Genomic DNA, 13,887 nt, shown 5'->3' on the forward strand with positions numbered 1-13,887 from the left:
TATGACGTCCATCATCAATACGCAAGAAATATGATGACCATCATGTAAATCGATCCAGTATCTTCTCGAACCTGAATTCAAACGGAATCTTGCCCATGGTTTCCACAGCCCTCGCCTCCACGCTTGCCCGGCGCAACATCCATTACGGCTGGGTCGTCGTTGCCGCGACCTTTCTCACCATGCTGGTCACCGCCGGCGCCATGGGCGCACCCGGCGTTCTCATCAAGCCGCTGCAGGACGAGTTCGGCTGGGAGACCTCGCAGATTTCCTCGGCCCTTGCGATCCGCCTGATCCTTTTCGGTTTCATGGGTCCGTTCGCCGCCGCCTTCATGAATTATTTCGGCGTGCGCAAGGTCATTGTCTTCGCACTGGCGCTGATCGGCGCGGGCTTCGTCGGTTCGCTGTTCATGACGACGCTGTGGCAGTTGCTATTGCTCTGGGGCATTGTCGTCGGTTTCGGTACGGGATTGACGGCCATGGTGCTCGCCGCAACGGTCTCCAGCCGCTGGTTCACCAAGCATCGCGGCCTCGTCGTCGGCATGCTCTCGGCAAGCTCGGCCACCGGCCAGCTCGTCTTTCTGCCACTGATGGCGGAGCTGACGGAACGCTACGGCTGGCGCTCGACGGTGTTTTTCGTCTGCGCCATGATCATGGTCGCAGCCCTTGCCGTGCTTGCCTTCATGCGCGACCGCCCCGCCGACCTCAACCTGCCCTCCTTCGGTGAGACGCAGGTGACGCCGCCACCGGCAAGCACCTCCCTCGGCGCCGCGTTGATGACGCCGATCACTGTCCTCAAGGAAATCTCGAAGACCTCGACCTTCTGGATCCTCTTTGCCACCTTCTTCATTTGCGGTCTCAGCACCAACGGCCTGATCCAGACCCATTTCGTCACCCTCTGCGGCGATTTCGGCATCGTACCGGTGGCTGCCGCCAGTGTGCTGGCCGTCATGGGCATCTTCGATTTCTTCGGCACCATCGGTTCCGGCTGGCTGTCCGACCGATTCGACAATCGTTGGCTGCTCTTCTGGTATTACGGCCTGCGCGGCCTGTCGCTGCTCTACCTGCCCTTCAGTGATTTCAGCTTTTACGGCCTCTCCATCTTCGCCGTCTTTTACGGCCTCGACTGGATTGCCACCGTGCCGCCGACCGTCAAGATCGCCGCCGACCGCTTCGGCCGCGAAAAGACTGGCCTCGTCTTCGGCTGGGTCTTTGCCGGACATCAGCTGGGAGCCGCCACCGCCGCCTATGGCGCCGGCCTCTCGCGCACCGAGCTTTCGAGCTACCTGCCGGCTTTCTTCGTCGCGGGCGCCTTTTGCCTGCTGGCCTCGATCCTGGCGATCACGCTGAAGAAGTCCGGTCTGAGCAACCCGGCACCGGCCGCCGCCCATTGATATCAGACAAGATCCGGCCTCGAAGCGAGGCCGGATCTCTCTACCGGATCAGTCCGATAACTTCGCTTGCCCGTCTTGCGCGTCCGGGCGCTCGCATGTTAGACAGCCGCCCGTTCGTATCCGTTGCCCCATTGGCGGAATTGGTAGACGCGCTCGACTCAAAATCGAGTTTCGAAAGAAGTGCTGGTTCGACTCCGGCATGGGGCACCACCAAAATCTTCAAGATCTTTGTCGGATAGTTCAAGCAACGCAAGCGAACTGCGTCGTCTCGCGTGGACGATCTGGGAACCCCCCCCGCAATGTGAGAGAGCGGCGAGGACAACATCGTGGTCACAGTACTTCAAAGACTTCGTATTCCACACCGCCCGGACACCTGCCGCCCTTTGCCACCGCGACAATGCTGTTAAGCCAAGCGTGAGCAGGCGCGGCGGTCTCGAAATACGGTGTCGTGCGCAGATAGTATTCCGAAGCGTCGACCGTTTCGCCGCGCGCCAAACGCTCGTCGACGGCCTGTGACGCACGCCTGACGCCGCGATAGGTCATGAGGACGAGCCCCCCGTCATCGGCGACGAGGAGAAGCCTGACATCTTGCTGAAATGTGCCGTCGGCACGAGCGAGCAGGAGATCCGAACCGATCAGTGGCGATACTTCTCCTTTCAGGCGCTCCCCTTGGAAATGTCCGCCCGAGACGGGAAAAATGCGCCGGCCGCCGGCTGGCGTTTGCCCAAGCTCCAGCGTTGGATGAAGCGCGATGAAGAGTGTAAACAGGTGCTGAGATTGCAGGGACACTGTAAATCTCCTATTCTTGGCTGTCCCCCAAAATTGCACCAGGGCGTTCCGCCTTCAAAACGCGCTTTGCTTGTCGTCACCGCAAGATAAATTTGATCGTGAAGGGAAGCTGATCATGCGACCGTCATTAGAGTCTCTGCGCGTATTGGAGGCCTGTGTCTCGGCCGGCAGCTTCGCGCGCGCAGCCGAACGCTTGTTTCTGACGCCGGCGGCGATCAGCCTTCGAATGCGCACCCTGGAGGCTGAGCTCGGTCAGCCGCTATTTATTCGCGCCGGTCGGCGAGTGGTCCCGACGGCCGCCGCCTCCGTTCTGGCAAATCGGGTCCGGGAGGCATTAACCGGGATCGGTGAGGCGCTCGCAGAATTTCAGGCTGCGACGCCGCCACTCAGGCTCACGGCGCCGCCGACATTTGCGTCGCGCTGGCTTGCACCGCGTCTGGCGCGCTATCCTGCGCCAGAAGCTGTTATCGAGGTCGACGTCTCGGCGGAAATACGTGATCCGGGCGCATTCGACGTCGCCATAAGGACGGGTCGCGGCGGATGGGCCGGGCTGGAAGAATATCGGCTCGCTCCCGTAGAAGTGACGCCGATGCTGTCGCCTTCCCTGCTTGGAACGCGGAAACTTGCCGCGCCGCAGGCGCTGGCTGACTTCGCGCTTTTGCCGCACCCTGATTGGCAGCAATGGTTTAAGGAGGCTCAATGCGCGCGCCCGCAGGCTTTGCGCTTTTTGGCGGTCGATTACCCCACGCACGAGTTGGATGCCAATGCGGCGCTGGCAGGCGTGGGTGTGGCGCTGTTGTCGCCGTCGCTGTTTCGGCCGCTTTTGACCGAGGGCCGGTTGATCGCGCCGTTCCCCTACGTGCTGAGCGGGCCAGCCTGGCATTTTGCGCTCATCCGCTCCAATGACGCGCGCGAGGCGCCGCGGCAGCTCTGCGCATGGCTTTGCGAGCAGGCGCGTGAAGTTGCATAATTCCGAACCAAAGACACTGTGATGGCTTGGGCGAGATGATGGGCGCGGCCGCGCGCTAGCGAAAGACGACACTGCATCACCGCATCGACCGCCGCCCGTACCCGATAGAATTATTGGCCAAGGTCGCTTTGGCGGCGATCTCAAGTCTCTCCCGAAAGTCGGATATGAGGCCGTCATATCCCGTTAGGCTGGGAGGCTTGTGAAAATACTCAGCGCCTAAGCGGAGCTTACTTGTTTTTCAGCAGCCACATCTTGCCGGCCATCGTGATGCCGTAGACGTCTTTTGTTGCGTCGTCATCCAGATGCCGCCGCTCCAGAAAACCCGGCTCCTTCAACTCGCCCAGCGTCTTTGCAGTGACCGATTTTATTTTCTGAGGCCGCTCTTTCCACCGGTCAGTTTTTGCATAAGTCACCGTCGCGTTCTCGTGCGTCCATTTATTGGCTGGCTGAGGATAAAGGTCTCCATCCCTGGCGAGTTTAAGTGCGGCGATCTGGGACGGCGTAAGCTCAATCATACTAAAAGATCCTGTGCGGGCGGTGTTTGCGCTGGGAACGCGCTGTTACCAAAGGCGTGCTCATAACACCGACAGACGACTTTCACCACTGCGTTGAAATATTCGTGCCACAAAAGGCGAAAACCCGGCTCGTCGGAACCGGGCTTCGTCCTTATCGCACATTTTTTCGTTAATTGCAGCGCCGGACCGTCTTGGTGACCTCGCCTTCGTCGGTCTGTCGGGTGACGCTCCTGGTTTCGCAGCCATTATCGCGATAGCGGCGGTGCTCACGTTCGCGCACGGCACCGAAAGTGACCCCACGCTCGCTGATGGTGATACCGGGTCGTACCCGCTCGTGACGATAGCCGTCGTCATAGGAACGCTCCCTGACATAGACGCTGTCGGCAAGAACAGGCGCAGCAAACGAGCAGACGGCAAGGGCCGCCACAGTACAGTTCAAGATCATCTTTCGCATGTCGTTCTCCTTTCTTGATGAAAGGGCAACGAGGCAAGACACAAGTGGTTCCAACATCGGTGACGGCCCCACCGCGCTACGAAAGAGGACCGCGCCTACAACGCAACGCATCTTTTTAGACCTGAGAAGGACGCTTTAACATTTGGAATTGCAGCATTATTCTATCCTACCCGCCAAAATGAGAGCGAAGGGCCCCGAACAGTAGCCGGTCATCCAAATCAACTGTTTAATTTTGCTTGCGCTTCGTCCAAAGTGGCCGCCGCTATTACCAGAGAGGGCGGACGTGCATCAGGAAGTAGGACTTATCGCGACGGTCGCCGTCAGTTTCGTTTTCGCGGCGGTCCTGGGCTATGCCGCCGACCGGCTTCGGCTGCCGCCACTCGTCGGTTACCTGATGGCGGGCATCCTGATGGGGCCGTTCACGCCGGGCTTTGTCGCCGATACCGCCCTTGCCAGCCAGCTCGCCGAGATGGGCGTCATTCTTCTGATGTTTGGCGTCGGCCTGCATTTTTCCGCCTCCGACCTGCTTGCCGTGCGCGGCATCGCCGTGCCTGGCGCAATCGGGCGGATTATCCTCGCCACCCTGTTGGGCATCGGCCTTTGCAAACTCTGGGGCTGGAGCCTCGGCGCCGGCATCGTCCTCGGCCTCAGCCTCTCGGTGGCGAGCACCGTCGTGCTCCTGAAGGCGCTGGAGGAGCGCAATCTCGTCAACGCGGCAAGCGGGCGCGTCGCCGTCGGCTGGCTGATCGTCGAGGATCTGGTGATGGTGCTGGCGCTGGTGCTGCTGCCGGCGCTGGCAGAGCTTCTGGGTGGTAACGCCGCCGATACGACCAATCACGGCCTCGGCGACCTGCCACTGATGCTGACGATCGGGCTGACGCTGCTGAAGGTGGCGGCCTTCGCCGCCATGGCGATCTTCCTCGGGCCTCGCATCGTGCCCTGGCTGCTGACGATGATCGCCCGCACCGGCTCGCGCGAACTTTTTACGCTGACGGTGCTGGCGATCGCACTCGGCATCGCCTTCGGTTCGGCGGCGATCTTCGGCGTCTCCTTTGCGCTGGGCGCATTTTTCGCCGGCGTTGTCATGAGCGAATCCCAGCTCAGCCACCGGGCGGCGGCCGACTCGCTGCCGTTGCAGAATGCCTTCTCCGTGCTGTTCTTCGTCTCCGTCGGCATGCTCTTCGATCCCTCGATCCTGGTGCGCCAGCCGCTGGCCGTGATCGGCGCATTGGCGCTCGTGATCCTGGGCAAGGGCATCATCACCTTCCTCATTGTCATCCTGCTCAGATATCCGATCAGCATGGGGCTGACATTGGCAGGCGGCCTTGCCCAGATCGGCGAGTTTTCCTTCATCCTCGCCGGTCTCGGCGTCTCACTCGGGCTCCTGCCGCATGAGGGCCAGGATCTGATCCTGGCTGCCGCCATCCTGTCGATCACGCTCAACCCAATCGTGATCTTCGCGACCGACGGCCTGAAGAAATACATCCATTCGAAATGGCCCTCCCTCTGGGAAAGCTACGGCAGGAGCAGGCAGAAGGCGCTCGGCAAAGAACTGGAAAAGATCAGGGCGCTCGGCGAAGAGCGCGAGCGCCAGCATCAACTGAAGATGCAGCAGCTCATCGAGACGTTCCCGCTGTTCTCCGAGGTCGACGAGGACGCGCAGGAGGAGCTGCTGCTGCTCTTCAAGGCGAAATCCGCACCGCCCGGCGAACGCGTCATCCGCCGCGGCGACCGGGGCGATAGCATGTATTTCATCTCCTCCGGCGCGGTGGAAGTGCGGCTCGCCAGTGGCGCGATCCGCCTGGAGCCAGGCGCCTTTTTTGGGGAAATGGCGCTACTGACCGGCGGACGGCGCACAGCCGACGTCATCGCCGTCGACTTCTGCCAGTTCGAGGTGCTCGAACGGCGCGACTTCAATATGTTCATGTCGCACCATCCACATCTGCGCGCAGCGGTTAGCGAAATGGCCCAGAAGCGAACGGAAATGAACGTCCTGCGTCAGCAATGGGAAAAGTCGATGGACCTGTCCTGACACAACATCACTCCTTTCAGCGGCAATCACGCTACCGTGATTGCTTCAGCCCGCCGGCCAATAGCCATCGGAGCGGAAATCCTCGGGGATCGGATCGAGCCGCGACAATGTCTCGGCTGCGAAATCGATCTGCAGCGACAAGTATTTAAGAGATGCCAGCATCGGCACGCCGGTCGCGAATTCCCGGATGCGGGACAGATGATAACCGCTCTCGCTGATCCGTCGCGCAGCCTCCCGGCGCACGTCGTCTTTGCTTGGTCCGCGCCGCTCTTCGGACCAGTCATCCATTTGCGCCGCCTGCCCACGGCCGCCTTCAATCACTTTGAACATTCTCTTGCCACCCTGCACGTCGACCCCAATTAGCTTGCCGCAGAATGGCCGATTCGCAATCCCGCGAAATCTTGGGAGAGGCGCCGATACCCCGCATCACGAAAATTTTTGGACGGCGGTGGCAGGAAGGACACGGGCGAGCATTTACAGCGCCGCGCACGGCCCCTAAAGCTCTTTTGCACTGCAACAGGAAGGAAACGGAATGCTCCGCAGACTTTACGACTGGACCATGTCTTTGGCCTCGCGCAAATCGGCCGAAGTCTGGCTCGCCGTCATCGCCTTCGTCGAAAGCTCCGTCTTTCTCGTCCCCGCCGATGTACTCTTTCTGCCGATGGCGCTTGCCAGGCCGGAACGCTCCTATCGCTATGCGTTGATTGCAACCGTCGCCTCCGTGCTCGGCGGCATCGCCGGCTGGGCGCTCGGCTATTACGCCTATGAGACGGTGGCGCGGCCGATCCTGGAATTCTACGGCAAGTTCGAAGCCTTCGAGCAGATGAAGGCCTATGTCACCTACGAGTGGATCCTGCTGCTGCTCGTCACCTCGGGTCTTGCGCATCTGCCGCCGATCAAGATCGTCACCATCCTGTCCGGCGTCATCCACGTCAATCTGGGGCTTTTCATCGTCTCGGCGATCGTCGCGCGCGGCGCGCGTTTCCTCTTCCTCGCCTGGCTGCTGCGCCGCTACGGCGAGCCGATCCGTGATTTCATCGAAAAGCGGCTCGGCCAGATCGTCGGTATCGGTGCCGCCGCCGTGATCGTGTTATATCCCGCCTACCGATATCTCGCTCACTAGGCGAGAATGATTTTAGCCGAATAGGCCTGAAATCTGATTTCGCATCTCATGCTCTACCAACGTCGCGGAGTTCCGCCATGACTGCCACTTCCTCGCCGCTCGCCCGCCCCGGCTTTATCTATTCCATGTTGCTGGCCATCGGCATGGCGGCCGCAGTCGGCACCGCGCTCGGCTTCCAGTATATCGGCGGCTATATTCCCTGCGCGCTCTGCCTGTTGCAGCGCCAGCCCTATTATTACGCCATCCCGATTGCAATCCTGGCCGCCATCTCCGAGCTCGTCGGCCTGCCGAACTGGATCACCCGGGCGCTGATTCTCGCGGCCGGCATCCTGATGCTGGTGACGGCAGGTATGGGTGTTTATCACGCTGGCGTCGAATGGCACTTCTGGCCGGGTCCGGCCACCTGCTCGACGACGGCAAGCAGCATGACGACCAATGCTGGCGATCTGCTCGGTGAACTCAACACCATTAAAGGCCCGTCCTGCACCGATGCGGCGCTGCGGGTGCTCGGCCTGTCTTTTGCGGGCTGGAATGTGATTGCCGGAATCCTGCTCGCCGCCTTCGCCTTTGTCGGCGTTCGCAAGGCGGCCTCGTAAAATTGTCCAGCAATCCAAGCACTGCAGCGTCCGTTGCGCGTCTGAAAGAGCGCGCAACGCGTAGGCCGTTCGATCAGGGCTGCAGTTCGGTATCCCAGTAGAGATAGTCGAGCCAGCTTTCATGCAGATAGTTCGGCGGGAACAGCCGGCCGTTATTGTGCAGATCCTGCACCGTCGGCTGATAGGGCTTCTGCGCCGGAAACATGCCTGCCTGCTTCGGAAGCTTGCTGCCCTTGCGCAGATTGCAGGGCGAGCAGGCTGCCACGACATTTTCCCAGGTGGTCTCGCCGCCATGGGCGCGTGGGGTGACGTGGTCGAAGGTCAGGTCGTCATGGGCGCCGCAATACTGGCACTCGAACCGGTCGCGCAGGAAGACGTTGAACCGGGTGAAAGCGGGATTGCGGGACGGCTGAACGTAAGTCTTCAGGCACACGACACTCGGAAGACGCATCGAAAAGCTCGGCGAAGAAACCGAATGTTCATACTCTGCTATGATGTTCACACGGTCGAGAAATACCGCCTTGATCGCGTCCTGCCAGGACCACAACGACAAGGGGTAATAACTCAGCGGCCGGTAGTCAGCGTTCAGGACGAGCGCCGGCAGGGCCTGTGGGGAGACTGCAATCGTCAAGGGACTCTCCTGATCGATTCGGCATCTGCACCTGTATATTAGGCCGGTTGTTACAGGATTGTGAAGTCCAATAAATTCAGAGGATAAAGGCAATTTGAAGAGTGTTGCCGATCAGCCGATCGGCACCATGTCACGGCGCATCTTCGTGGCGTAGTAGGCCCAGAAAAGCCGTGCCGCCACCGAGCGCCACGGCGACCAGACTTCCGAAAGCTGGGCAAGCGCCTTCGCCTGCGGCCGTGCCGCAAGACCGAATGCCGCCCCGACGGCATTCTGCAGCGCGACATCGCCGGCCGGGAAAACATCGGCATGGCCGCCGCAAAACATCAGATAGACCTCTGCTGTCCATGGCCCGACGCCCTTCAACGCCGTCAGTTCGCCAAGCGCTTCGCCCGGCGGTTTCAGGCAGAGCCCGGAGAGATCGAGGCGGCCGGAGGCGACCGCTTCGGCGATCCGTGACAGCGTCTCGGCCTTGGCGCGCGACAGGCCGAATTCGCGCCATGCCTCGGCGTGAAGCAGTGCGTAACCTTCGGCCGTCAGCGAACCGTCCACCGGCAGCATGCGCCGCCAGATCGCGTCGGCGCTGGCGCGCGACACCATCTGCGAGACGATGATATGGGCAAGGCCGGCAAAGCCGGGCTCGCGCAATCGCAGCGGAATGGGCCCGGCCTCCGCGACGATCGGCGCAAGGCGCGGATCGAGGCGAAGCAACGCTTCGAGCCCCTGCCTGACATCGTCGTCGTTGCGGATGATCTGCACTTTGCCTCGCAGTGGTTCAAAAACCGAATCCATGGCAGAAGAAAGCATGACCACGAGTGAGCGTCAAAAACCCGTCTTTCGTTTTGCGCCGAGCCCCAACGGACCGCTGCATCTCGGACATGCCCTCTCGGCCCTGCTGAACCGCGACATGGCGGAGGCCGAACAAGGCCGCCTGCTGCTGCGCATCGAGGATATCGACCAGGCGCGCTGCACACCTGAGTTCGAGGCCGGCATCCATAGGGACCTCGAATGGCTTGATATCAGTTGGGAAAGCCCGGTGCGGCGCCAGTCGGAACATTTCCCCGAATATCAGGCGGCGTTGCACACGCTGATCGAGCGCGGGCTGGTCTATCCGGCCTTTCTGACGCGCGGCGAGGTGAAGGCGCGCATCGCTGCCTACGAGGCAGCGGGTGAACCCTGGCCGCGCGATCCCGACGGCACTCCGCATTATCCCGCAATTGACCGCGAGCGTCCGGCAGACGAATGGCGGGACATGCTGACCTCGGGGAAGAAACATGCCTGGCGGCTCGATATGCGCAAAGCGCTCGACCTGATCGGCGAGCTGCTGTTCTGGACGGAAACCGGCGACGGCAGGACAGGTGAGATCGCCGCCGAGCCCGACGTCTGGGGCGACGTCATCCTGTCGCGCTCGGATGCGCCATCGAGCTATCATCTGTCGGTGGTCATCGACGATGCGCTGCAGGGCGTCACCCACGTCGTGCGTGGGCTCGACCTATTCCACGCGACATCGGTGCACCGCCTGTTGCAGGTGCTGCTCGGCCTGCCGCAGCCGGTCTATCACCATCATCGTCTCGTTCTCGACGCCGACGGCCGCAAGCTTTCGAAAAGCCAAGGCGACAGCGGGCTTGGCCAATTGCGTGCCCGGGGCATGTCAGGGGCGGATGTTCGCCGCCTTGTCGGGCTCTGATTGCCTTTCGACACGCTCTCTGCCGACGATCGAAAGCGTGTGGGAGAACATCCGGAAGACGCGGAACTTGATCAGCGCCGCATTGATCTCCGCGCCGATGATGAAGATGACGCCGACCATGTAGAGGAAGATCAGCACGATCATGACAGAGGCGAGACCGGCATAGGTTGCCGTATAGTTGGCGAAGGTCGCCAGGTAATAGGCAAAGATCAGCGCGCCGGCGAGCCAGAGAAGCAGCGTCAGCAAGACGCCGGGAATGACGTCGAAGACCCGCCGCTTGCCGGCCGGCAACCAGAGATGCATGACCAGCAGTCCGACCGTCAGAACCACCAGCGTGCCATAGATGCGCCAGCTGAAGACGATATCGAGCGTATCGGCAAACAGCGGAAACCACTTCCTGGAATAATCGAGCGCCAGCGGCAGGGCGACGAGCAGAATGCTGATCGCCGTGAAGATGATGACTGCGATCAGCACGTAGCCCAGGCTGGCGAGACGCGTGAAATACCAGGGCCGCGTTTCCTGCACCCGGTAGGCGCGATTGAGCGAGATGCGCAGCGCCTCGACGCCGTTCGAGGCGAAATAGGCGGCCGCCAGCACCGAGATCGTCAGCAGCCCGCCGCGCGGAATGGTCAGCACCTGCAGCACCTGGTCGGCAAGCGGCTTGGCGATCGCCTCGGGCCAGGTGTCGAAGATCAGGTGGATGGCGGTCGAGGAAAACTGATCGGCGCCGAGGAAGCTTGCAAGCGCCGTGCCGAAGATCAGGAAGGGAAAAACCGCAAGCAGGCTCGACAGCGCCACGTGACTTGCCATGGCGAAGCCGTCGTCCTCGACCATGTGACAGATCGCGTCATAGATCACGTCGTAGATCGTGCGCAGCACCTTCAGCATTCCGTCTCCGGCTTTCCAGATTGTATCCTCTGGCCGAATATGGGAAACGAGTCCCATTTTGTACAGGAATCATTCCATGGCGGAGCAGCGCACCATCGTCGTGACCGGATGTTCGTCCGGTATCGGCGCTCATTGCGCACGGGCGCTGAAAGCCGATGGTTGGCGTGTCTTCGCGACGGTGCGCAAGCCGGACGATCTCAAGGGGTTGGAAGCGGAAGGCATCGAAGCCTTCCTGATGGACTATGCCAGGACCGAGACGATTTCCGACCTGGTCGGCGCAGTTCTGGAACGCAGCGGCGGTCGTATCGACGCGCTCTTCAATAACGGCGCCTACGGCCAGCCGGGCGCCGTCGAGGATCTATCGACGGCAACGCTGCGCGCGCAGTTCGAGGCGAATTTCTTCGGCTGGCACGAGCTGACGCGGCAGATCATTCCGCTGATGCGCAAACGCGGAGAGGGGAGGATCGTGCAATGTTCGTCGATCCTCGGCATCGTCCCCTATCGCTTTCGCGGCGCCTACACCGCTTCCAAATTCGCGCTGGAAGGTCTCAGCATCACCCTGCGCATGGAGCTGCAGGGCAGTGGCATCCATGTCAGCCTGATCGAGCCGGGACCGATCGCCACGCGGTTCACCGCCAATGCGCTCGCCAAGATCAAGGAGCATATCGATCTCGAGAATTCGCCGCACGCGGTCGATTACACCAGACAACTGGCGAGACTCGACGGATCGGGGCCGGTCAACCGCCATAAGCTCGGCCCGGAAGCGGTCTATTCCGTGTTGAAACACGCATTGAACTCGAAAAATCCGAGGCCACATTATCCTGTAACGACTCCGGCTAAGCAGGGCATGTTCCTGAAGCGGCTGCTTCCGGCAGACCTCTTCTATCGCCTGATGCGCTGGACGGACTGACTGAGAAAGCAGAACGCTATGTCCACGGTCACCTATATCCTCGCAATCATCGTCATGGGCGTCGTCGCCCTCGTCCTGATCCGCGGTCTCTTCAACATGATGAAGGGCGGCGATGCCAACCGTTCCAACAAACTGATGCAGCTTCGTGTGCTGTTGCAGGCGATCGCCGTCGTCCTGATCATGCTGACGCTCTGGCTGACCGGCGGCGGCCGCCCGACCTGACCGGACTTCAAGGGGGAAACCATGGTCAAGCTCAACAAGATCTACACGAAAACAGGCGATGACGGCACGACCGGGCTGGTTTCCGGCCCGCGCCGGCGAAAAGACGATCTGCGCGTCGAGGCCTACGGCACGATCGATGAGGCCAATTCCGCGATCGGCCTGGCGCGGCTGCACACGGCCGGCTTGCCCGAACTCGATGCCATGCTGATGTCGATCCAGAACGATCTCTTCGATCTCGGCGCCGATCTCGCCACCCCTGACACCGGTGAGCCACCGACCTACGAGCCGCTACGGATCGCCGAGACGCAGGTCGACCGCGTCGAGCACGATATCGACCGGCTGAACGCCGGGCTGGAGCCGCTGAAATCCTTCATCCTGCCAGGCGGCAGCCCGGCTGCCGCCCATCTGCATCTTGCCCGCACGATTGCGCGGCGCGCCGAGCGTTTGATGGTCGCGCTTACCCGCACCGACGGCGAAATCGTCGGCGAGCCGGCGATGAAATACGTCAACCGCCTCTCCGATTTCCTCTTCGTCGCCGCGCGTCATGCAAATGACCAGGGCCATGCGGATGTACTTTGGGTTCCGGGAAAAAACAGATAGGCTTGCCGCGTTCACGATCGCCGGGGGGCCTTTATGTTCATACCACTTCACGATGCCAATACGCTGAAATATATCAAGGTTCAGTGGGTGACGCTCACACTGATCGCGCTGAATATCGCGGTCTGGCTTTTGACCAGCCTGGAGAGCGAACAGGCAGCCCAGGCGACGACCGTCGGGCTCGGCTACATCCCGGCGATTGCCTTCGGCCATGCGATGCTGGCGCAGGGACTCGAAATCGTGCCGGAACCGCTGACCTACCTCACCTATGCCTTCGTCCACACCGGCTTCTGGCATCTGGCCGGCAACATGATCTTCCTCTGGGTCTTCGGCGACAATGTCGAGGATGCGATGGGACATCTGCGCTTCCTGATTTTCTATCTCGTTTGCGCCGCCGCCGGCGCGCTTTGCCACGGCCTACTGACCATGACCTCGGAAGCGCCGCTGGTCGGCGCATCGGGGGCGGTCTCCGGCGTCGTTGCCGCCTATGTCTTGCTGCATCCACGCGTCAGGGTCTGGGTGCTGGTGTTTTTCCGTGTGCCGTTGCCCCTGCCGGCCTTCGTGCCGCTGCTTTTGTGGATAGGACAGCAATTCTTCATGCTGGCGATCGCACCTGACGGCGACGTTTCCTGGGGCGCGCATGTCGGCGGCATCCTTGCCGGGGCTTTCCTGATCCTCGTGTTGCGCCGGCCGGGTGTGCCGCTCTTCGACCGGCAGATCGTCACGCCCCGCGCCGTCAGAAACGACCCAGGCGCCGGCCCGGCCATCGCAGCCGGCACGGACGGGCGGACGGCACAGCGATTTCCCTGGGGCCGTCGCTGACGACAATATTGACGTGAACGTAAACGTCCATATATTGCCGAGGCAAATTGCCTGTCGGCGTCATGGAAGCGTTGAAATTGGAGGAAAAACGCGTATCCATGTCGCCATTCGACAATCGGAGCGGCGCCCAAGCGCGCATTTTCTAAAAAGCCTCTGAAGCCAGTTTCTCCTGAAGGAAGGACCCCATGAAGATACTCGTCCCAGTCAAACGGGTTGTCGACTACAACGTGAAGATCCGGGTGAAGCCGGATGGCACGGGTGTC

17 protein-coding genes, 1 tRNA gene and 1 pseudogene are annotated in these 13,887 nt (G+C 61.3%); 12 read left to right on the top strand and 7 right to left on the bottom strand.

Annotated features, from left to right (window positions below):
• Positions 1–95 precede the first annotated feature (95 nt).
• A complete protein-coding gene (locus BS629_RS20520; RefSeq protein WP_018243762.1) occupies positions 96–1,391 on the top strand; it encodes an MFS transporter in 1,296 nt (431 codons plus the stop codon).
• 125 nt (positions 1,392–1,516) lie between these two features.
• Positions 1,517–1,601 (top strand) — tRNA-Leu (locus BS629_RS20525).
• 120 nt (positions 1,602–1,721) lie between these two features.
• Here BS629_RS20525 and BS629_RS20530 read toward each other — a convergent pair.
• On the bottom strand, positions 1,722–2,180 hold the full coding sequence (locus tag BS629_RS20530; protein ID WP_018243763.1) for a DUF3237 domain-containing protein: 459 nt from the start codon (positions 2,178–2,180) through the stop codon (positions 1,722–1,724).
• A gap of 115 nt (positions 2,181–2,295) precedes the next feature.
• Here BS629_RS20530 and BS629_RS20535 point away from each other — a divergent pair, with 115 nt between their 5' ends.
• Positions 2,296–3,150 (top strand): LysR family transcriptional regulator, encoded by an 855-nt coding sequence (locus BS629_RS20535; protein ID WP_018243764.1) that lies wholly within the window; start codon positions 2,296–2,298, stop codon positions 3,148–3,150.
• Positions 3,151–3,377: 227 nt separating this feature from the next.
• On the opposite strand, the gene BS629_RS20540 is transcribed toward BS629_RS20535, so the two are convergent.
• Positions 3,378–3,665: a hypothetical protein gene (locus BS629_RS20540; RefSeq protein WP_012759154.1), complete on the bottom strand. Its 288-nt coding sequence runs from the start codon at positions 3,663–3,665 to the stop codon at positions 3,378–3,380.
• 169 nt (positions 3,666–3,834) lie between these two features.
• On the bottom strand, positions 3,835–4,119 hold the full coding sequence (locus tag BS629_RS20545; RefSeq protein WP_018243765.1) for a hypothetical protein: 285 nt from the start codon (positions 4,117–4,119) through the stop codon (positions 3,835–3,837).
• 283 nt (positions 4,120–4,402) lie between these two features.
• Here BS629_RS20545 and BS629_RS20550 point away from each other — a divergent pair, with 283 nt between their 5' ends.
• Complete coding sequence (locus BS629_RS20550) at positions 4,403–6,151, top strand: cation:proton antiporter domain-containing protein (RefSeq protein ID WP_018243766.1); 1,749 nt, start codon at positions 4,403–4,405, stop codon at positions 6,149–6,151.
• A 45-nt stretch (positions 6,152–6,196) separates the two neighbouring features.
• On the opposite strand, the gene BS629_RS20555 is transcribed toward BS629_RS20550, so the two are convergent.
• Entirely contained in the window at positions 6,197–6,481 is a 285-nt protein-coding gene (locus BS629_RS20555; protein ID WP_032980558.1) for a hypothetical protein, read from the bottom strand.
• Between the two features lie 202 nt (positions 6,482–6,683).
• On the opposite strand from BS629_RS20555, the gene BS629_RS20560 reads away from it, so the two are divergent.
• Both BS629_RS20560 and BS629_RS20565 read left to right on the top strand, forming a co-directional pair.
• On the top strand, positions 6,684–7,274 hold the full coding sequence (locus tag BS629_RS20560; RefSeq protein ID WP_018243768.1) for a YqaA family protein: 591 nt from the start codon (positions 6,684–6,686) through the stop codon (positions 7,272–7,274).
• Positions 7,275–7,351: 77 nt separating this feature from the next.
• Positions 7,352–7,870: a disulfide bond formation protein B gene (locus BS629_RS20565; protein WP_018243769.1), complete on the top strand. Its 519-nt coding sequence runs from the start codon at positions 7,352–7,354 to the stop codon at positions 7,868–7,870.
• A gap of 73 nt (positions 7,871–7,943) precedes the next feature.
• Here the strand turns inward: BS629_RS20565 and BS629_RS20570 are convergent, their stop codons facing one another.
• Positions 7,944–8,501, bottom strand: a complete 558-nt coding sequence (locus tag BS629_RS20570; RefSeq protein WP_011653702.1) for an HNH endonuclease — start codon at positions 8,499–8,501, stop codon at positions 7,944–7,946.
• A gap of 111 nt (positions 8,502–8,612) precedes the next feature.
• A complete protein-coding gene (locus BS629_RS20575) occupies positions 8,613–9,305 on the bottom strand; it encodes a DNA-3-methyladenine glycosylase family protein (RefSeq protein ID WP_018243770.1) in 693 nt (230 codons plus the stop codon).
• On the opposite strand from BS629_RS20575, the gene gluQRS reads away from it, so the two are divergent.
• Positions 9,304–10,185: a tRNA glutamyl-Q(34) synthetase GluQRS gene (gene gluQRS / locus BS629_RS20580; protein ID WP_018243771.1), complete on the top strand. Its 882-nt coding sequence runs from the start codon at positions 9,304–9,306 to the stop codon at positions 10,183–10,185. The genes BS629_RS20575 and gluQRS overlap by 2 nt on opposite strands.
• Here gluQRS and BS629_RS20585 read toward each other — a convergent pair.
• On the bottom strand, positions 10,150–11,073 hold the full coding sequence (locus tag BS629_RS20585) for a YihY/virulence factor BrkB family protein (protein ID WP_018243772.1): 924 nt from the start codon (positions 11,071–11,073) through the stop codon (positions 10,150–10,152). The two genes, gluQRS and BS629_RS20585, sit on opposite strands and share 36 nt — an antisense overlap.
• A gap of 76 nt (positions 11,074–11,149) precedes the next feature.
• On the opposite strand from BS629_RS20585, the gene BS629_RS20590 reads away from it, so the two are divergent.
• The 5 genes and pseudogenes from BS629_RS20590 to BS629_RS38440 form a co-directional block, all read left to right on the top strand.
• Positions 11,150–11,983, top strand: coding sequence for an SDR family oxidoreductase (locus BS629_RS20590; RefSeq protein ID WP_018243773.1), 834 nt, complete (start codon positions 11,150–11,152; stop codon positions 11,981–11,983).
• An 18-nt stretch (positions 11,984–12,001) separates the two neighbouring features.
• Positions 12,002–12,205 (top strand): twin transmembrane helix small protein, encoded by a 204-nt coding sequence (locus tag BS629_RS20595; RefSeq protein ID WP_018243774.1) that lies wholly within the window; start codon positions 12,002–12,004, stop codon positions 12,203–12,205.
• 21 nt (positions 12,206–12,226) lie between these two features.
• The gene (locus BS629_RS20600) at positions 12,227–12,805 is read left to right on the top strand and encodes a cob(I)yrinic acid a,c-diamide adenosyltransferase (protein WP_018243775.1); all 579 of its coding nucleotides are present in this window, start codon (positions 12,227–12,229) and stop codon (positions 12,803–12,805) included.
• A gap of 33 nt (positions 12,806–12,838) precedes the next feature.
• Positions 12,839–13,624 (top strand): rhomboid family intramembrane serine protease, encoded by a 786-nt coding sequence (locus tag BS629_RS20605; protein WP_018243776.1) that lies wholly within the window; start codon positions 12,839–12,841, stop codon positions 13,622–13,624.
• 185 nt (positions 13,625–13,809) lie between these two features.
• Positions 13,810–13,887 (top strand): annotated as a pseudogene (locus tag BS629_RS38440) (electron transfer flavoprotein subunit beta/FixA family protein); the annotation flags it as partial.

The sequence above is a fragment of the Rhizobium leguminosarum bv. viciae USDA 2370 genome (genome assembly GCF_002008365.1).
In the GTDB taxonomy this organism is placed as follows: domain Bacteria; phylum Pseudomonadota; class Alphaproteobacteria; order Rhizobiales; family Rhizobiaceae; genus Rhizobium; species Rhizobium leguminosarum.

Coding starts and splice junctions, on each gene's coding strand:
- BS629_RS20520 (WP_018243762.1), top strand. CDS start 96: ATGGTTTCCACAGCCCTCGCCTCCACGCTTGCCCGGCGCAACATCCAT.
- BS629_RS20535 (WP_018243764.1), top strand. CDS start 2,296: ATGCGACCGTCATTAGAGTCTCTGCGCGTATTGGAGGCCTGTGTCTCG.
- BS629_RS20540 (WP_012759154.1), bottom strand. CDS start 3,665: ATGATTGAGCTTACGCCGTCCCAGATCGCCGCACTTAAACTCGCCAGG.
- BS629_RS20545 (WP_018243765.1), bottom strand. CDS start 4,119: ATGCGAAAGATGATCTTGAACTGTACTGTGGCGGCCCTTGCCGTCTGC.
- BS629_RS20555 (WP_032980558.1), bottom strand. CDS start 6,481: ATGTTCAAAGTGATTGAAGGCGGCCGTGGGCAGGCGGCGCAAATGGAT.
- BS629_RS20560 (WP_018243768.1), top strand. CDS start 6,684: ATGCTCCGCAGACTTTACGACTGGACCATGTCTTTGGCCTCGCGCAAA.
- BS629_RS20565 (WP_018243769.1), top strand. CDS start 7,352: ATGACTGCCACTTCCTCGCCGCTCGCCCGCCCCGGCTTTATCTATTCC.
- gluQRS (WP_018243771.1), top strand. CDS start 9,304: ATGACCACGAGTGAGCGTCAAAAACCCGTCTTTCGTTTTGCGCCGAGC.
- BS629_RS20575 (WP_018243770.1), bottom strand. CDS start 9,305: ATGCTTTCTTCTGCCATGGATTCGGTTTTTGAACCACTGCGAGGCAAA.
- BS629_RS20585 (WP_018243772.1), bottom strand. CDS start 11,073: ATGCTGAAGGTGCTGCGCACGATCTACGACGTGATCTATGACGCGATC.
- BS629_RS20590 (WP_018243773.1), top strand. CDS start 11,150: ATGGCGGAGCAGCGCACCATCGTCGTGACCGGATGTTCGTCCGGTATC.
- BS629_RS20595 (WP_018243774.1), top strand. CDS start 12,002: ATGTCCACGGTCACCTATATCCTCGCAATCATCGTCATGGGCGTCGTC.
- BS629_RS20600 (WP_018243775.1), top strand. CDS start 12,227: ATGGTCAAGCTCAACAAGATCTACACGAAAACAGGCGATGACGGCACG.
- BS629_RS20605 (WP_018243776.1), top strand. CDS start 12,839: ATGTTCATACCACTTCACGATGCCAATACGCTGAAATATATCAAGGTT.